General features: G+C 69.9%; 17 protein-coding genes. 6 read left to right on the top strand and 11 right to left on the bottom strand.

Annotated elements, in window-relative coordinates:
• Positions 1-86: 86 nt before the first annotated feature.
• Complete coding sequence (locus ACF1AJ_RS07750; protein ID WP_391506810.1) at positions 87-2648, top strand: DUF4062 domain-containing protein; 2562 nt, start codon at positions 87-89, stop codon at positions 2646-2648.
• Between the two features lie 102 nt (positions 2649-2750).
• On the opposite strand, the gene ACF1AJ_RS07755 is transcribed toward ACF1AJ_RS07750, so the two are convergent.
• The gene (locus ACF1AJ_RS07755; RefSeq protein WP_391506811.1) at positions 2751-3008 is read right to left on the bottom strand and encodes a hypothetical protein; all 258 of its coding nucleotides are present in this window, start codon (positions 3006-3008) and stop codon (positions 2751-2753) included.
• Between the two features lie 138 nt (positions 3009-3146).
• Positions 3147-3461 (bottom strand): hypothetical protein, encoded by a 315-nt coding sequence (locus tag ACF1AJ_RS07760; protein WP_089875077.1) that lies wholly within the window; start codon positions 3459-3461, stop codon positions 3147-3149.
• A 125-nt stretch (positions 3462-3586) separates the two neighbouring features.
• Between ACF1AJ_RS07760 and ACF1AJ_RS07765 the strand changes: the two genes are divergently transcribed.
• Positions 3587-3844 carry a hypothetical protein gene (locus ACF1AJ_RS07765; RefSeq protein WP_018190251.1) on the top strand — a complete coding sequence of 86 codons (258 nt, stop codon included), beginning with the start codon at positions 3587-3589 and terminating at the stop codon, positions 3842-3844.
• Between the two features lie 95 nt (positions 3845-3939).
• Here ACF1AJ_RS07765 and ACF1AJ_RS07770 read toward each other — a convergent pair whose 3' ends face one another.
• The 4 genes from ACF1AJ_RS07770 to ACF1AJ_RS07785 form a co-directional block, all read right to left on the bottom strand.
• A complete protein-coding gene (locus ACF1AJ_RS07770) occupies positions 3940-4722 on the bottom strand; it encodes an EAL domain-containing protein (RefSeq protein WP_391506812.1) in 783 nt (260 codons plus the stop codon).
• A 56-nt stretch (positions 4723-4778) separates the two neighbouring features.
• Positions 4779-4982: a hypothetical protein gene (locus tag ACF1AJ_RS07775; RefSeq protein ID WP_391506813.1), complete on the bottom strand. Its 204-nt coding sequence runs from the start codon at positions 4980-4982 to the stop codon at positions 4779-4781.
• Positions 4983-5069: 87 nt separating this feature from the next.
• Positions 5070-6413, bottom strand: coding sequence for an MFS transporter (locus ACF1AJ_RS07780; protein WP_391506814.1), 1344 nt, complete (start codon positions 6411-6413; stop codon positions 5070-5072).
• 120 nt (positions 6414-6533) lie between these two features.
• The gene (locus tag ACF1AJ_RS07785; protein WP_391506815.1) at positions 6534-7397 is read right to left on the bottom strand and encodes an SDR family NAD(P)-dependent oxidoreductase; all 864 of its coding nucleotides are present in this window, start codon (positions 7395-7397) and stop codon (positions 6534-6536) included.
• 59 nt (positions 7398-7456) lie between these two features.
• Here ACF1AJ_RS07785 and ACF1AJ_RS07790 point away from each other — a divergent pair, with 59 nt between their 5' ends.
• The 4 genes from ACF1AJ_RS07790 to ACF1AJ_RS07805 all read left to right on the top strand — a co-directional run bounded on the left by ACF1AJ_RS07790 (position 7457) and on the right by ACF1AJ_RS07805 (position 11021).
• Positions 7457-8122 (top strand): TetR/AcrR family transcriptional regulator, encoded by a 666-nt coding sequence (locus ACF1AJ_RS07790; protein WP_391506816.1) that lies wholly within the window; start codon positions 7457-7459, stop codon positions 8120-8122.
• 20 nt (positions 8123-8142) lie between these two features.
• The gene (locus ACF1AJ_RS07795) at positions 8143-9657 is read left to right on the top strand and encodes an MFS transporter (RefSeq protein WP_391506817.1); all 1515 of its coding nucleotides are present in this window, start codon (positions 8143-8145) and stop codon (positions 9655-9657) included.
• A 127-nt stretch (positions 9658-9784) separates the two neighbouring features.
• Positions 9785-10303: a hypothetical protein gene (locus ACF1AJ_RS07800; RefSeq protein ID WP_391506818.1), complete on the top strand. Its 519-nt coding sequence runs from the start codon at positions 9785-9787 to the stop codon at positions 10301-10303.
• A gap of 1 nt (position 10304) precedes the next feature.
• On the top strand, positions 10305-11021 hold the full coding sequence (locus tag ACF1AJ_RS07805) for a hypothetical protein (protein ID WP_391506819.1): 717 nt from the start codon (positions 10305-10307) through the stop codon (positions 11019-11021).
• A gap of 27 nt (positions 11022-11048) precedes the next feature.
• Here ACF1AJ_RS07805 and ACF1AJ_RS07810 read toward each other — a convergent pair whose 3' ends face one another.
• The 5 genes from ACF1AJ_RS07810 to ACF1AJ_RS07830 all read right to left on the bottom strand — a co-directional run bounded on the left by ACF1AJ_RS07810 (position 11049) and on the right by ACF1AJ_RS07830 (position 16522).
• Positions 11049-12089: a cupin domain-containing protein gene (locus ACF1AJ_RS07810; protein ID WP_391506820.1), complete on the bottom strand. Its 1041-nt coding sequence runs from the start codon at positions 12087-12089 to the stop codon at positions 11049-11051.
• Positions 12090-12171: 82 nt separating this feature from the next.
• Positions 12172-12768 (bottom strand): YdeI family protein, encoded by a 597-nt coding sequence (locus ACF1AJ_RS07815; protein ID WP_391506821.1) that lies wholly within the window; start codon positions 12766-12768, stop codon positions 12172-12174.
• A gap of 237 nt (positions 12769-13005) precedes the next feature.
• The gene (gene nhaA / locus ACF1AJ_RS07820; protein WP_391506822.1) at positions 13006-14898 is read right to left on the bottom strand and encodes a Na+/H+ antiporter NhaA; all 1893 of its coding nucleotides are present in this window, start codon (positions 14896-14898) and stop codon (positions 13006-13008) included.
• Between the two features lie 79 nt (positions 14899-14977).
• The gene (locus ACF1AJ_RS07825; protein WP_391506823.1) at positions 14978-15271 is read right to left on the bottom strand and encodes a hypothetical protein; all 294 of its coding nucleotides are present in this window, start codon (positions 15269-15271) and stop codon (positions 14978-14980) included.
• A gap of 75 nt (positions 15272-15346) precedes the next feature.
• Entirely contained in the window at positions 15347-16522 is a 1176-nt protein-coding gene (locus tag ACF1AJ_RS07830) for an alcohol dehydrogenase catalytic domain-containing protein (RefSeq protein ID WP_391506824.1), read from the bottom strand.
• Positions 16523-16560 lie beyond the last annotated feature (38 nt).

Here is a 16560-nt window from a genome sequence, read left to right on the forward strand (position 1 = left end):
TTGCGCACGACCGATTCGGAGTGCTACAAGGGGCGCACGGCACGCCCTCTGTACATTTCTCGACGGAGGCAACACAATGACGTGACATGAGCCACCCTCATGTAATCCGGACGCCGGACCAGCGGCTCCGGATCTTCGTCTCCTCCACGCTGCAGGAGCTCGCCGCTGAGCGCCGCGCAGCGCGGACCGCCATCGAGCGGTTGCATCTCGCCCCCGTCATGTTCGAGCTGGGCGCTCGTCCGCATCCCCCGCGCGAGCTTTACCGCGCCTACCTGGAGCAGAGCGACGTCTTCCTCGGGCTGTACTGGGAGCGCTACGGCTGGGTCGCGCCGGACGAGGAGGTCTCCGGACTCGAGGACGAGTACAACCTCTGCCCGGCCGAGCTGCCGCGCCTCCTCTACGTCAAGAGCCCGGCCGACAACCGCGAGCCGCGTCTCGCCACACTGCTGGCGCGCATCCGCGACGACGACCGTGCCGCCTACAAGTACTTCGAGTCGCCGAAGGAGCTCGCGCAGCTGATCGAGAACGACCTCGCCACGCTGCTCGCCGAGCGCTTCGACCAGAGCCGCACCCTCATCACCGCGGATGTGGCGAGCGATGCCGACCGCGTCGTGGAGCCGGTGCGCTTGCCGGTCCCGCTGACCGGGCTGGTCGGACGCGACGCGGATATCGCGGCGATCGGCGACCGGCTCGCGCGGGGCACTCGTCTGGTGACGCTGGTCGGCCCCGGCGGCATCGGGAAGAGCCGGCTCGCCATCGCGGCGGCGCGCGCCGCGGCCCAGCACTTCGACGACGGCGCGGTGTTCGTCGACCTCTCGGCCGTGCACGACCCGCAGCGGGTTCCGAACCGCATCGCGCAGGCCCTCGGCGTGCGCGACACCGGAGACGCGCCCATCCTCGACAATCTGGCGACGGCGTTGCGCGACCGCAGCATCCTTCTCGTTCTCGACAACTTCGAGCAGGTGCTGGAGGCGGCGCCCCTGCTGACCGGACTGCTCGCGGCCGCGCCCGGGGTCGCCCTGCTGGTGACCAGCAGGACGCTGCTGCGGGTGAGCGCCGAGCAGAGCTACGACGTCGGGCCGCTCGCCGAGGACTCCTCCGTCAACCTTTTCGTCGAGCGGGCCCATGCCGTCAAGCCCGACTTCGAGATCACTGCGGAGAACGCCGACGCCGTCGCCCGCGTCTGCACGTCGCTCGACGGCGTTCCGCTCGCGATCGAGCTCGCGGCCGCCCGCATCCGCGTGCTCTCCCCCGCCGAACTGCTGGACCGCCTCGACCGGCGCCTCTCGGTGCTCGTCGGCGGCTCGCGCGACCTCCCGGAGCGCCAGCAGACCATCCGCCGCACCATCGAGTGGAGCACGCAGCTGCTGGCGCCGGAGCAGCGCCGCCTGCTCGCCCGGCTGGGGGTCTTCGAGGGCGGTTTCACGCTGGAAGCGGCGGAGTTCGTAGGCGCAGACGGCGACGATGCGGCCGACGTGCTGTCCGACCTCGCCGTGCTCGTCGACTCCAGCCTCGTCGCCCAGCACGACAGCGACGACCGGCCGCGCTTCACGATGCAGGCGATCGTCCGCGAGTATGCCAGGGAGCAGCTGCACGGCGACGGAGAGCTCGAGAGCGCCCGCGACGCGCACGCCCGGTACTTCATCGACCTCGGCGCCCGGGCCCGGCTGCCGCTCAAGGGCGGAGGGCAGCGCGAGTGGATGCAGCGGCTCGGCGACGAGCGCGACAACCTGCGCGCCGCCGAGCGCTACCTGCTGGACGCCCGCGACTGGGATCGCGCCGCGGAGCTCGCCTTCAACCTGTTCCTCTACTTCTGGGTGATCGGGCTGCTCGGCGAGGTGCGGACGTGGATGGACGAACCGCTCGAGTCCGGCGACGCCCTCCACGACCGCACCCGCGCGGTGGCGCTCTACTTCACGCGGACCATCCGGTTCTGGAAGGACCCGGACGGACGCGTCGCCGCCGACCTCGCGGAGAGCGCCGACCTGTTCGGCCGCTGCGCCGACCGCTCCGGTGAGGCGATGGCGCAGATCTCGCTCGCTCTCGCGCTCCTCGCCGGCGAGAAGCCGGACACCGCGCGCGCATCGGAGGTCATGGAGCGGAGCCTCCAGCTGTTCCGCGAGACCGGCGACGTGTGGGGCGAGGCCATGGCCCTCGTACTGCTCGGCCGGGTGGCCCTGCTGCGCCAGGAGCTGCATGCCGCTTTCGAGCGGTTCGACGAGTCCCTCGCCCTCACGCAGCGAGCCGGCGACGCCGTAGGAGGGCGGATCGCCTCCTACCACCTCGGCTGGGCGCATCTCCTGCTCGGTTCGCCCGAGGACGCCAGGAAGGACTTCTCCCTGAGCGTGACCCTCTCCACGTCGCTCGGGCACATCGAGGGCATCGCGTACGGACTGGAAGGCTTGGCGGCCGTGGCCGCCCTCGCCGGCGACGTCGATCGCGCCGGGCGGCTCGCGGGCGCCGCGCACGCCCTGCGGGAGCGGTCGGGAACCCACAACGGGCCCACGTTCACCTTCCACCAGCGGTACCTGGATCGCCTCGCCGCTGTCGCGCCGGCCGGGCGGCTGGCCGCGGCGGTGTCCGAAGGCCGCGAGCTCAGCGTCGAGCAGGCCGTGGCCGAGGCGCTCGCGGAGCCGAGCCTGAACTGAGCGCTCCTTAACGATGGGAGCCCCGGCACCTGAAGAGGTGCCGGGGCTCCGTCGAATCCCGGTTGGCGCACCCGAAACGCCGGCCGGGATGGTTCAGGGAGGTCAGGCGATGAGCGCCTGCTCCTCGGTTGGTGCCGGTGCGACCCAGGCGCCGTAGACGGCGACGCGTGCGGACTCCAGCGTCCCGTAGACGCCCAGCTCACGGCCCGTGCAGTCGGTGGCGACGAAACCGTCGTGGTTGCGGTCCACCATGCCCACGTACGCCGTCGGCGTCGAGGCGACCCAGAGGGCGGCCGCCGGCGAGTGCCACGAGACGTACTCAGTGGGCAGGTCGACGATTTCTGCGAGGGACTCGGCCATGGTTCTTTCCTTACTTCTCTTCCGTCGTGGTGCGCTTCGAAGATCTAGTTAGATGATCGAACTACCCGCTCGGGGAAGCAAGAAAATCGGGGGGCCTTGTTTTCGCCAAACGCTTCCGCTATAAGCGCTGGGCCAGCCTCAACCCCGCGGGTTCGGGCGGATCTCGGACTCCTCCATCACGATCATCCCGGAGGCCCGGCTGGCGGTCTGGATCATGGCCTCGATCCAGTCCTTGTTGAGGGTCGGCACCTTGGAGCCGGAGAAGAAGATGTGCAGGGGGACGCCGTTGTCCACCCAGACGGTGTGACGCCCGCTGCCCAGCTCGGCCGGCACCGGCCAGGTGAGGAAGAAGTTCTCCCCGCGGCGGAGCTTGGTGCTGATCGCGATCTGCATGTGGAAGAGCAGGCGATCGTCGAGTTCGTAGCTTTCGCCGTCGTAGCGGAGTGTGCCCACGGATACCTTTCCTCTGGTCGTTCGTGACGCCTTTCGGCGCTGCTGCGAGCTTACCCGTCCGGAATACAGGTGTATCGTGACCGCGCGATAGTCTTCTACATCATCCCCACGGAAAGGATCACCGCATGATCGTTCACCGCCTCACGGTCGACGGAAAGGACTACTTCCTCCCCGATCCGGTGGACGACCTGCGCGGGAAGATCCTGGAGGCCGTTCGAGCCGGCGGCGGCTACGTCACGATCCCGCCGCTGCGGGGCGGCCCCGGCGTGGACGTGCTGTTCTCCCCGGGCATGCCGGTCACCTGGGCGCAGATCGAGGTCGACCCGCCCGCTCCCCGCCAGGAGGAGTCGCGCGTCGACATCGACTCGTTCGACGCGCTCTGAGCGCCGCTCACCGACCATTCCGGACGCGCCCGGCCTGACCACGGGCCGGGCGCGTTCTGCGTATCGGGACCCGCGCCGAGCATGCGCCGGTCAGGTCAGCGCGTGCGCATCCGGTACCACGACAGAAGCTCAGGAGCAGGTTGCGGCTTCGCGATCCAGTAGCCCTGGGCGCGGTCGCACCCCGCGTCCGCCAGCCGATCGAGCTGACCGCGGCTCTCGACGCCCTCGCCGACGACACGGAGTCCCCGGCGGTGCGCTTCACTGATGATCTGCGCGACCTCGCGTACCCGGTCGTCCGCCTGTACCAGGCTCTTGTCGAGCTTCAGCTCGCTGGCATGCAGGGACTCCACCCGAGCGAACGACGAGTGGCCGGTGCCGAAGTCATCGACCGAGATCGTGACTCCCGCTGCGGCGAGCGCCTCCAGCGGAGCAGCGACCCGCTCGGGGTGCTCGATGCTGTAGCTCTCGGTCACTTCGACGGTGAGCGTCTCCGGGTCGCAGCGACCGGTCGCGAACGCCCCCTCGAACATGTCGTAGAGGGAGGGATCCTCGAGCTGGGTCGCCGAGACGTTGACCGCCACGTCGATGGTGCACCCCGGGATGTACTGCGCCGTCACATCAGAGATGATGCGAGCGGTCAGCAGAGGCAGGAGGCCGGTCTTCTGGGCGATGTCGACGAAGACATCCGGCGCGACCGAGCCGTGCTCCGGATGCGTCCAGCGAGCCAGTGCCTCCACGCCGACGACGGAGCCGTCCGTCACGTCGATCTGGGGTTGGTAAGCAGCCGTGACCTGACGCTGCGCCAACGCGATCTCGAAATCGCGGGCGAAGTCCTCGAGGGTCCCGTCCACCAACGTCACCCTGGTGATGATTCCCACGGTTCGAAACGTTGTCAACTTTTGAGGGACCCCTTGCGGAGAACACGAAGGTGGCGCTAGCGCACCCTACGCCGCCTGTGGCGTTGACCTCCCGCGATGCTCAAGAACGTCGCTGCGGCCGCCCCCGCGACCCCGGCGACCACCAGATCCACCGCCTGGACGACCGGCGACACCGCCTCGCCCACGGGCGCGAGCAGCAGGACGATCGCTGCAACAGCGACCGCCGCGGCGAATGCTCCCGCCGATGACAGACCGTACATGGCCCTTCCCCCTCCGGATGGCCTTCCCCCGAATGATCCGAAGCATAGCCAGTCCACAGCTCACGGGGCAGACCCGACTCGGCCTGTTCACCGAATCGTCATCACCGCATCCGTGGCGCTTCCCCGGTATTCGTCGGAGAGGAGACGGTAGGAACGGGTGAGGAAGGCTCCGAGCGCGAGTCCGACCATGATGAGACCCGAGATCAGGAACACCAGGGCGATCCCGCGTGCACTGCCGTCGCCGAGGAGCCAGCCCCAGGTGGCGGAGCCGGCCTCGGACGCCATGTACGGGATGATGAGGAACTGCGCGACAGGAGCGATCAAGAATGCGGTGATCGGGGCGGCGGCCGACTCCAGCGCCTGGGCGAAACCGAAAACGCGACCCTGCCGGGCGAACGGCACGATCTTCTGGATGACGGTCTGCTCCGACGCCTCCACGGCCGGGATGAGCGCCATGTACGCCCAGATGCCCGCCGCGTACAGCAGCCACCATTCGCGGAGCGTGAAGGTCGCGCCGAGCAGCCCCATGACGGCGACCAGGATCAGCATGGTGCGGATGGGGTTCTTGCCGAGCCCGAACTTCGCGACCACGAGCCCGCCGATGATGAAGCCGGTGGAGGCGACGCCGAGGACGATGCCCCACAGCTCCACCGCGAAGAGTTCCAGGCCGTACGGGTCCATCAGGGCGAGGTAGACGCCGCCGATCAGGTTGTTGAACGTCGAGAAGATGATGAGGGCGAAGAGCCCGGGAGCCTGGCGGATGGCTGCGATGCTCCCGCGCAGGTCGACGGCCGACGCGGAGGCGTCGCGCTCCGGGAGCTCCTCGGGGATGCGCAGCAGGAGCAGGTGGAAGGCGGCCAGCCCGGTGAGGACGATCGCAATGACCAGCGTCCACCCCATCCCGAGCAGTCCGATGGAGAGACCGCTGAAGACGCTGGTGACGATGAACGCGAGGCCTTGAACGGTGCCGACGAGCCCGTTGGCATTGGCGTGCCGCTCGACCGGGACGAGCAGGGTCACTGTGGTGGACAGGGCGATGTTGCGCAGGTTCTCGACGACGGCGCCGAAGAGGATGATGCCCGCGAAGATCCAGAACATCGGGCCGCCCAGGTCGAGCAGCGCCTCCTCGGGGAAGATCAGGTAGAGCACACCCGCGATCGAGAAGGCGGCGAGCGTCAGCAGAGAGGCGAGCATCATCACGTGCTGCTTGCGATGCCGATCGACGATGGTGCCGAACAGGATCGAGAACACGGCCACCAGGAGCATGTAGGCGCCACCCACGATGCCCGTCGCGAGCACCGACCGGGTCTCGAGGTAGACCCAGAAGGTCAGGGCGAACCAGAGGTAGCTCGTCGTGACGTTGGCCACAGCCGTGTTGACGAGCACCTGTGCGAACGTGCGCATGCCCCGCTCCGGTGACGCCGTCGTCATACGCGAACCCTACCGGCCCCTCCGCCCACCGTCGAGTACGCACAAATTGCACGCGACGCGGCGCGGCGATGTGCAAAGTTTGCGGACTCGACGGTGGGGGGGGGGTGAGGGGCAGGAGGGTCAGGCGGCGGGCGGGAAGGGGACGGGGTAGGGCTCGGCCGCGTCGGCTGAGCGCGAGACGGGAGCCCAGGCGAGGTCGGAGGCCAGGAGGCGGCGGTCCTGCGCGACACTCATCTCGGTGGCGTTCACCCCGAGCGGGAGGTTCTGCGGGATGTCGTCGCTCTTGGCGAGGCGGACGAGGATCTCGGCCGCGCGGTCGGGGTCGCCGGCCGGGCCCTCGTCGGACTGACGGACCCGGCGGTTCATCGCGCCGACGGTGCTCTCGTATCCCTCGGGGATCTCGCGCACCTCCATCGACGACCCCGCCCAGTCGGTGCGGAAGCCGCTCGGCTCGACGACGAGGACCTTCACGCCGAACGGAGCCGCCTCCGTCCGCAGCACGCGGCTGAAGCCGTCGATCGCGAACTTCGCGGCCTGGTAGGACGCGATGCCGGGCGACCCGCCGACGCGCCCGCCGACTGAGGAGAACTGGATGACGAGCCCGCCGCCCTGGGCCCGCAGCAGCGGGATGGCCGCCTTGCTGATGTTGTACACGCCCCAGAAGTTGGTCTCGAACTGCGTGCGGAAGTCGGCGTCGTCCGTGGTCTCGATCGGCGACACGTTCGCATAGCCGGCGTTGTTGACGATCACGTCGAGCCGGCCGAAGCGGTCGTGCGCCTCGTGGAGCGCCTCGGCCGCGCGGGCGGGGTCTGTCACATCGAGCCGGAGCGGCAGGATGCGGTCGCCGAACTCGGCGACGAGGTCGTCCAACTGCTCCGGGCGACGGGCGGTGGCGGCGACGCGGTCGCCGGCGCGGAGCGCGGCGACGACGAGGGAGCGGCCGAAGCCGCGAGAGGAGCCTGTGATGAACCATGTCTGTTCCATGGCGTTAATGAAACACCGTTTCTTTAAATAATGCAACTCGGTTGCGCTAAACTGGCGGCATGACCCAGCAGGAGACGCGAGAGAGCGGGCAGCGACGAGCCCGCTCCCCCGAGGCGAAGGCCGCTCGCGAGCAGGCGATCCTCGACGCCGCGCGCATCCTCGGCCGCGATCGGGGCATCCGCACCGTCACCCTCACCGACATCGCCGACGCGGTCGGAATGCACAAGTCGGCCATGCTGCGGTACTTCGAGACCCGCGAGGAGATCTTCCTCCGTCTCACCGCCGAGGCATGGAGGGAGTGGACGCCCGTGCTCTGCGAGCGGGTCCGTCGCGCCTCCACGGCCGAGGGCGTCGCCGCCGCCTTCGCCTCCACCCTGGCCGCTCGCGGAGCATTCTGCGACCTGCTCGCGCAGGCGCCGCTCAACCTCGAGCGCAACGTCTCCGTCGAGGCCGTACGCAGCTACAAGCTCACGAGCGGCGAGAGTCTCGCGGCGATCAGCGACGCCGTCCGGGACGCGCTCCCGGCCCTCACGGACACGGCCGCACGCGATCTGGTCGCCGCCGCGACCTCCCTCGCGGGCACCTTCTGGCAGATCTCCACCCCGCCGCCGGAGATCGCCGAGCTCTACCGCACCGACCCGCGGCTCGGGCACGCGCTGATCGACCTGGAGCCACGGCTGCGCCGCATCCTGCGCGCCTATTTGACCGGCGCTCTGGCCGGCTGAACCAGGCGTACGGTGTCGGCGTGACCGACGTTTCGCAGGGCTCCGACGCTTCTCAGGGCTCCGACGCTTCCCCGGGTTCCTCTGGCGAGGACACCGCTCAGGGAACCCGCACCGGGCGAGGTCCCGCCTTCGCCGTCTGCATCGCGGTCGGCGCACTGACCATCCTCGATCTCTCCGGGGTGAACGTCGCACTGCCCTCCATCCAGCGCTCGCTGCACGCCGACTCGACGCAGTTGCAGCTGATCGTCGCGGGCTACGCTCTCGCCTTCGGTCTCACCCTCGTGCCCTCCGGGCGCCTCGGCGACACCCGGTCGCGCCGGGCGATGTTCGTCATCGGGCTGGTCGGCTTCAGCCTCGCGAGCGCCCTTTGCGCGCTCGCCCCGAACATCGTCTGGCTGACCATCGCGCGCTTCGTGCAGGGCGCCGCGGCGGGCGTCCAGATGCCGCAGGTGCTCGGGATGATCCAGCAGCTGTACCGCGGACCGGAGCGCGGGCGCGCGTTCGGTGTCTTCGGTGCGATGGTCGGCATCGCCACGGCGATCGGCCCGAGCCTCGCCGGCTCGCTGATCGCGATCGGCGGCGCGGAGGAGGGCTGGCGGCTGCTGTTCTGGTTCAACGTGCCGTGCGGTGCGGTCGCGCTCTTCTTCGCACTGCGGTTCCTGCCGCGCACGCAGGAGCGGCCGACGGGAGGGACACAGCTGGACCCGGTGGGGCTGATCCTCCTGGCGGGGACCATCCTCGGCCTGATGCTGCCGTTCCTGCTCACCACAGGCTCCTCAACGGACGACCCCGTCCGCTGGCTGTGGCTCATCGCGTTCGCGGCCTTCGGGTCGGCGTTCCTCCTGTGGGAGCGCCGTTACGCCAAGCGCGGGCTCTCACCGATCGTCCACCTCGACCTCTTCCGGCTGGCCTCCTACCGCAACGGCATCCTCATCGCCGCGGTGTACTTCGCCGGTCTTCCGGCCAGCTTCCTCGTCACGACGCTGTTCCTCCAGGAGGGACTGCACGCCCAACCGCTCGCGGCGGGGCTGGTGAGCGTTCCCTTCGCGCTCGGCGCCGCCGTGTCGGCGTTCATCGGTGGCCGTCTCGTCCAGCGCTTCGGCCGCGCCCTCGTCGTCGTCGGGCTCGTCATCGTGATCGTCGGCATCGGCGCACTGCTCGCCTCGGCGACCCTGGCACCGCCGGCGGCGGCGGAATGGCTGATGGCCGCATCCACTCTGGTCGGCGGCATCGGCGGCGGGTTCGTCATCTCCCCCAATCAGACGCTGACCCTCTCGGAGGTGCCGCCGGAGGAGGGCAGCGCGGCCGGGTCGATCGCGCAGCTGGGCCAGCGGGTCGGAACGGCCGTCGGCGTCGCGCTCGTGACAGCCGTCTTCTTCGCGACCGTCCCGGGCGGCGGGAACCATCCGGTCGATCAGTACCACCAGGCGGTGAGGGACGGGTACCTCGTCACCCTCGCGCTGCTCACGGTCGCCCTCGTCGTCGGGCTGGTCGACCTCCGCGCCCGGAAGAAGGCGGGAAAGACGGGCGTCTGATCGGCGTCCGCGTGGGCCTTCGTCCGGCAGCCGTTCCCGGCAGAGCGCGCGTCACTCCCCCGATCGGCGCGACCGACCCCGTAGCCTATGCACGTATTTACGCCCGTTCGGGGATGGGGTGGTTCCGATGGTCTCGCAGCTCGGGCGCGTGCGCGCGCTCACCGTGGCGGCGGCCGTGCTCGCGCTAGCGCTGGCCGGATGCGCGCCGAAGTCCGGCGCAGACACCGGAACGCAGACGCCGTTCCCCACTCCGACGCTGACCACGAGCCCCACGCCGACGCCGACGGTCCCCGCGACGCAGACTCCCGCGCCGACCACGGGCCCAGGGACCACGGAGGCACCGGACGCACCCCCGCCCACAGGTGCTCCCGCCGACACCGCCGGGGCGAAGGCGCTGGCCGTGCAGGCGTGCCAGCAGGTCGCCGACGGCTTCGCCGCGAGCCGGGTGGCCGCCGCGACGCCTCTCGCTGCCGCTGCCGCCGCGAAAGACGGCGTCTGGAAGCCGCTGGCCGCGAACCTCGCGTTCATCAATGCCAACCCCATCAACCCGGAGACCGGTGCGGGCCCGCAGAAGACGGTGGAGGACTCCTCCGCCGTCGCACGCGACTGCTTCACCCTCGCCGGCGTCACCGTGAGTCAGGACTGACATGCGCCGCCTCCGTCGAACGTCCCTCCGCGCCGCCTTCGCCCTCATCGCGGTACTCGTGGTCGCCGGCTTCTCGGCCGCCGCGCCCGCGCCGTCCGCACGGGCCGCCCTGGCGCAGCCGGCGGAGAGCACCTGCGTAGAGACCTGCGTCGATGTGCCCGCCACGGCGCAGGCCGCTGCGCAGAAGCTGCTCGAGGACTACAACCAGGGCACCCTGATCATCGAATGGGCCGAGCGCGCCATCATCCCGAACGAGCTGCAGCCGATCGCCAACGGCACCATCGGGCAGACGCCGCAGTGCAACATCGACAAGCGGACGCTGCAGACGCTGGTGATCATCATCCGCAACTACGGCTCAGTGCAGGTCAGCGACCTCAACCGGCACTGCGCCAACGATGGCGTCGCCACCTGCGCGAGCAACCCGACCTCCCGCCACTGCACGCCGCCGGGCGCCCCCAATGCGATGGACATCACCTACATCGGCTCCGCCAGGACGCGCGGCAACGACGGGCCGACGAACATCCTGCTCCCGTTCCTCGACTCGTTCCTGCCGGCCGGATCCCGCGCCGGACAGGCCTCAGGGGCCGACGGCTGCGGGGCGTACTGGATGCCGCCGCTGCGCAACATCTCGCGCTTCGCCGACTACTGCACGCACATCCACATCGACTTCGGATCGTCGACCGGGGAACTTCGCGGCCTGACCCGGTCGGGCGGCTGAGCCGCTCGATCGGCCGCCCGGCCGCGCCTACTCCACCGGGTCGATCGGGTTGGTCCGCCCGACGATCAGCGGATCGACCGGTGTGAACGGGAACTGCGGAAGCTGGGCCTCCCGAACGCCGAACGCCGACGACAACACCTCCCGCGAGAAGGCGGATGCCGTGGCGCGATACCCGATGTCGCCCGGCGTCGGCTGGTCGAAGAAGATCAGGAAGTGGATGCCCTCGTCTCCCAGCGCCTCGATGTGATGCGGGTAGGCGCGCGGGATGAAATAGGCGTTCCCGGGCTCCAGCTCGTAGGTGTCGAGCGAGCCGTCCGGGTCGAGCACCGTCATCCGCGCGTGTCCGCTCTGCACGTAGCCGAGCTCGGCCGTCACGGGATGCCAGTGCGGCTCGCGCATGCCGGTGTTCGCGATCTCGAGGGAGTACATCGAGAGGTCGTCGAGCGCCGCCCAGAACTGCTTGCGCGCGAGCCGGGCGCTGCCGTAATCGTACGAGAGCGGCGGGTTCTGCCCCGCGACATCGAACAGGTGGGCGTTCGGGAGCCCGGCGGTGTCCGGGATGCGGGCCGGGCCCTCGCGACGCACGATCTGCTGAGCGTTGTGGCGGTCGAAGGCGGCGAACGCCGACGACGGGAGGTCGTAGGTGTTGCCGAGCACCGCATCCGTCATCGCATTGAAGCTGTTCTGCAGCGAGAAGTGCGCCGGGCGCGACGTGCGGAGGGAGGCGATGATCTCCGCGGTCTCGTCCCCTACGTTCTCGATGTGGTAGATCGCGCCCGAGGCGACGTGGTACATCTGCCCGGGCTTCACGACGAACGACGCGAACTCGTCGGCGTTGGCCAGCATCGACACCAGCACGGTCCCCCGCACCACGTAGGCGATCTGGTTCGCGTTGACGTTCCACTGCGGCTCGCGGACCCCGCCCGGTTCGAGCACGATGCGCTTCAGCGACATGCGCTTCAGGATCGGGAAGTCGTCGGCGGTGAGCTGCGAGATGCTGCCGAAGTCGTTCTCATAGGTGTTGGCGGCATCGGCGAGCGAAGCGACGTGCGGTGAGGTCGTGGGCATTCGGGTCTCCCTGTCGATGGTGTTGTGTCACCGTCACGCTAGGGGCGGCCAGACTGTCAGGACAACGCTTGTGTCAGCGCGCCTACTGCGGGTATGGCGTCTCGCCGCGCTCCAGCATCCCGATCAGCTTGGACAGCCGGTTGCCGCGGGTGGTGGCGTTCGGCGCGGTCACCACCCGCCACAGCACGGCGTAGCGGTTCTGCGCGTTGAGTCGCTCGAACGTCGCCGTGGCAGCCGGTGACGCCTCGAGCGCGGCGACGAGATCCTCGTGCATCTCGATCCGCCCGGCGCCTGCGTAGGCGCGGTCCCAGCGGCCGTCCGCCTTCGCCCGATCGATCTCGGCCTGCCCGGCGGGCCGCATCCGCCCCTCGGCGATCAAGGTCTCGACGATGCCGATGTTGCGCTCCGACCACAGCGAGGCCTTGCGTCGCGGCGTATACCGCTGCACGAACGTCGTCTCGTCGCGTCCACGGCGCTGGCCGTCGATCCAGCCGCTGCAGAGCGCCTCGATCAGTGCCTCCTGATAGCCGAGGGAGGTCGGATCGGTGACGCCCTTCTTCGCGAGCACCAGCCAGACACCGTCATAGGTCGTCTCGTTCTCGTCGAGCCAGGCGCGCCACGCGGTCTGGTCGGCGACGACCAGCGGCTCGGGTGACGTTCGGTGCGGGTCGTCGGCCATGCACCGATCGTAGGGGAGGCCGCCGACGTTGCCCGGCGCGGTGGCCGCTGGGGAGCGTGAGCGGCTGAATGCATCCACTCGTCGTCCCGCCAGCGTCGGAGAAAGTGGCTCAGATCTCCGACGGACCGCGGCCGGGATGGAGATTCGGGGCGCTTGGTGGGAAATCTCCGACCGTGGCCTGGCGCGGGGAGGGCGGAGGGAGGGAGGGAGGGAGGGAGGGAGGGAGGGAGGCGCGCGCTACGGCTGGGTGGTCGCCGCGGTGCCCGTGTCCTCCGGCGCCTGCATCGCCCGGATCAGCGACTGGGCGTCGTACGGTCCGACGTGACGGCGGCCGTTGATGAAGAAGGTGGGGACCGCATTGATGTCCATCGCCTCCGCGTCCAGCATGTCGTCGCGCACCCGCGCGGCGACCTCGGGCGAGCTCAGGTCGGCCTCGAAGCGGTCGAGGTCGAGGCCGAGCTCCTCGGCACGGCGCAGGATGTCGGAGGGCAGCTGGTGCTCCTGGTCGGCGAAGAGTGCGCGCTCGAACTCGAAGAACTTGCCCTGGCGCGACGCCGCCTCCGACGCCTCGGCCGCGGCGAGCGCGTTCGGGTGGTAGCGCGTCAGCGGCGCGTGGCGCCACACGTAGCGGAGCCGGTCGCCGAGCTCGCGCTGCACCTCGAACACCGAACCCGTCGCCTTCAGGCAGAAGCCGCACTGGAAGTCGCCGTACTCGACGATCTCGTAGGGCGCATCCAGCGACCCGAAGATGTGGTCGCGGGCCGGGTCGACAGGGCGCACGAGGGTGAGGCCCGCCTCGTCCTTCGGCCGCCGGGCGTCGGAGATCCGGAAGACGATGGTCGCCACGACGAACGCCACGATCGTCGCCGCGAGCACGCCGACGCGCGCGGCGTTCTGGGCCGCCTCGTCCGGCACGCCCAGGTCGACGATGAAGAGCGAGATGGTGAAGCCGATGCCGCACAGCGCCGCTCCCCCGGCCAGACGGTCGAGGGTGAGGCCGGGACCGAAGTCCCCGATCTTGAGCAGCCGCAGCACAGCGGCCGAACCGAAGACGCCGACGAACTTGCCGACGACGAGGCCCGCGAGCACACCCCAGGCGATGGGCGAGACGAGCGCTCCGGCGAGGATGTCGCCGTCCAGTCGCACGCCGGCGTTCGCGAGCGCGAACAGCGGCAGCACCACGTATGCCACGTACGGCCCCCAGGCCGACTGCAGCCGCTCATTGATGGAGATGGACTCGCGCAGGCTGTTCGCGGCGGCCCGCGCATACTCCGTGTTCGGTGACTGCCGGAACGTCCGGGCGAGATCGAGGGCGTGTTCCACATCCCGCCGATTGGGCCGGTAGACCGGAACGAGGAGGGCGATCGCGACGCCCGCCAGCGTCGGGTGAACGCCCGACGCGAGGAACGCGAGCCAGACGATGATGGCGAGCGTCGCGTAGACCGGCCCGCGGCCCCCGCGCAGATACCGGGTGAAGTAGACCCCGACCAGCCCGATCGCAGCGATGATCAGCGGATACGGGTTGAAGTTCTCGGTGTACACCAGGGCGATGATGCTCAGTGCACCGATGTCGTCCACGACGGCGAGCGCCAGCAGGAACACCCGAAGGCGGCCGGATGCGCGCGGGCCGATGAGGGCGAGGGCACCGACCAGGAACGCGGTGTCGGTGGAGATGACGACCCCCCACGCGTGCTCCATGCCCGTCCCGAGCGTGAACAGCACGAAGATGACCGCGGGGACCGCGAGCCCGAAGACGGCGGCGACCACCGGGACGACGGCGCGCGACCAGCTCGTCAGCTCGCCGATCGCGAACTCGCGCCGCACCTCCAAGCCGACGGTGAAGAAGAAGATCGCCATCAGCGCGTCGTTGACCAGCGCATGCAGGGTGAAGTCGAGGTGGAGGTCGCCGACCCCGATGATCAGGTGGGTGTCCCAGAACTGCTCGTACCCCGTGAACGAGATGTTCGCCCACACGATCGCGACGAGCGTCGCCGCGACGAGCAGCAGCGCGCCGATGCGGCTCCGGCCCATCGAGCGGAAGCGCTCGGCGATGCTCGGCCGGCGGTCGCGTGACTGCCCGACGGACTCCGGGTCGGGGGAACGCTGGATGAGCGTGAGCGGGGTGGTCACGGGAAGAACTCTAGCGAGTCCCGGGCCCGGGGTCACTCGGCCGCGTCAGCCCTCTCGGCTGTCGGTGCGGGACTGCGCTTCAGCGCCGCACCTCCGACGTGGCGCCGGGCTCGAGGTCGCGCGACGGACCGGCGTGACGCTCGGACTTCCGGCGACGCCCGCGCACGAACCCGGTGGCGAGCAGCAGGATGCCGACCCCGATCAGGATCGCCGCGCCGACCGTGAAGCCGACGTTCCAGACGACGTACTGGCCGGTGTCGTTGGCCCCCGGCGTCTCCACCCCGTACCGCGTCAGGCAGAGGGCGCCGGCGATCACCAGCACCGCGCCGATCACGTAGAACACCGCCGACTTGCCCGCGCTGAACATCCCCATCTCCGTCACTCCTCACCTCGGTCCGTTCGTCCACCCTCACCCGGCGACCGAACCGCTCCCAGGCCTTGACACGGTTCAGGGAGTGAGCACGACCTTGATGCAGCCGTCCTCCTTGTCGCGGAACACGTCGTACATGCGCGCCGCCTCCTCCAGCGGGACCTTGTGGGTGACGAGGTCCTCGGTGCCGAGAGGGTCGGACGGGTCCTCCACCAGCGGCAGGAGCTCGTCACGCCAGGCGTGGACGTTGCACTGCCCCATCCGCAGGGTCACCTGCTTGTCGAACAGGTTCATGAACGGCACCGGGTCGGCGACGCCTGCGTAGACACCGCTGAGCGAAACGGTGCCCCCGCGGCGCACGGCGTCGAACGCCAGAGTCATCGCGGCCATCCGGTCCACCCCGACCGTCGTCATCAGCTTCTGAGCGACCGCATCGGGCAGCAGTCCGACCGCCGACTGCACGGCGGCCGTGCCCGGGTTGCCGTGCGCCTCCATCCCGACCGCGTCGACGATCGCGTCCGGCCCGCGCCCGTCCGTCGCCTCGCGGAACCAGACGGCGACGTCGTCGCTCAGGTCGAACGTGTCGACGCCGTGGCGCTCCGCCATCGCCCGCCGCTCCGGCACCGGGTCGACCGCGACGACGCGGTGGCCGAGGTGCACGCCGATCCTGCTGACGAACTGCCCGACCGGGCCGAGACCGATGACCCCGAGCACGCCGCGCTCCGGCAGCTGCGCGTACTGCACGCCCTGCCACGCGGTCGGCAGGATGTCGCTGAGGAACAGGTAGCGCTCGTCCGGCAGCTCCGACCCCACCTTGTAGGCGTTGAAGTCCGCCAGCGGCACGCGGAGCCGCTCCGCCTGACCGCCCGGCACCGAGCCGTACAGCTCCGTGTAGCCGTACAGCGTCGCGCCGGTCCCGTGGTCGTAGTTCTGTGTCGTCTCGCACTGCGTCGTGAGCCCACGGCGACACATGAAGCACTCGCCGCACGCGATCACGAACGGGATGACGACGCGGTCGCCGACGCGGACGTTGCGCACCGCGGATCCCACCTCCTCGACGATGCCCATCGGCTCGTGGCCGAGCACGTCGCCTTTCGCGAGGAACGGCCCGAGGACGTCGTACAGGTGCAGGTCGCTTCCGCAGATCGCGGACGACGTGATCCGCACGATCACATCCGTCGGCTCCTGGATGACGGGATCGGGGACGTCGACGACCTCGACCTTCTTGGTGGCTTGCCAGGTGAGTGCTCTCATGGACCGTTCATACGCCCGGTCGGCGTCCCCTGCTACCG

The sequence above is a fragment of the Leifsonia sp. NPDC014704 genome (assembly GCF_043083605.1).
Classification (GTDB): Bacteria; Actinomycetota; Actinomycetes; order Actinomycetales; family Microbacteriaceae; genus Leifsonia.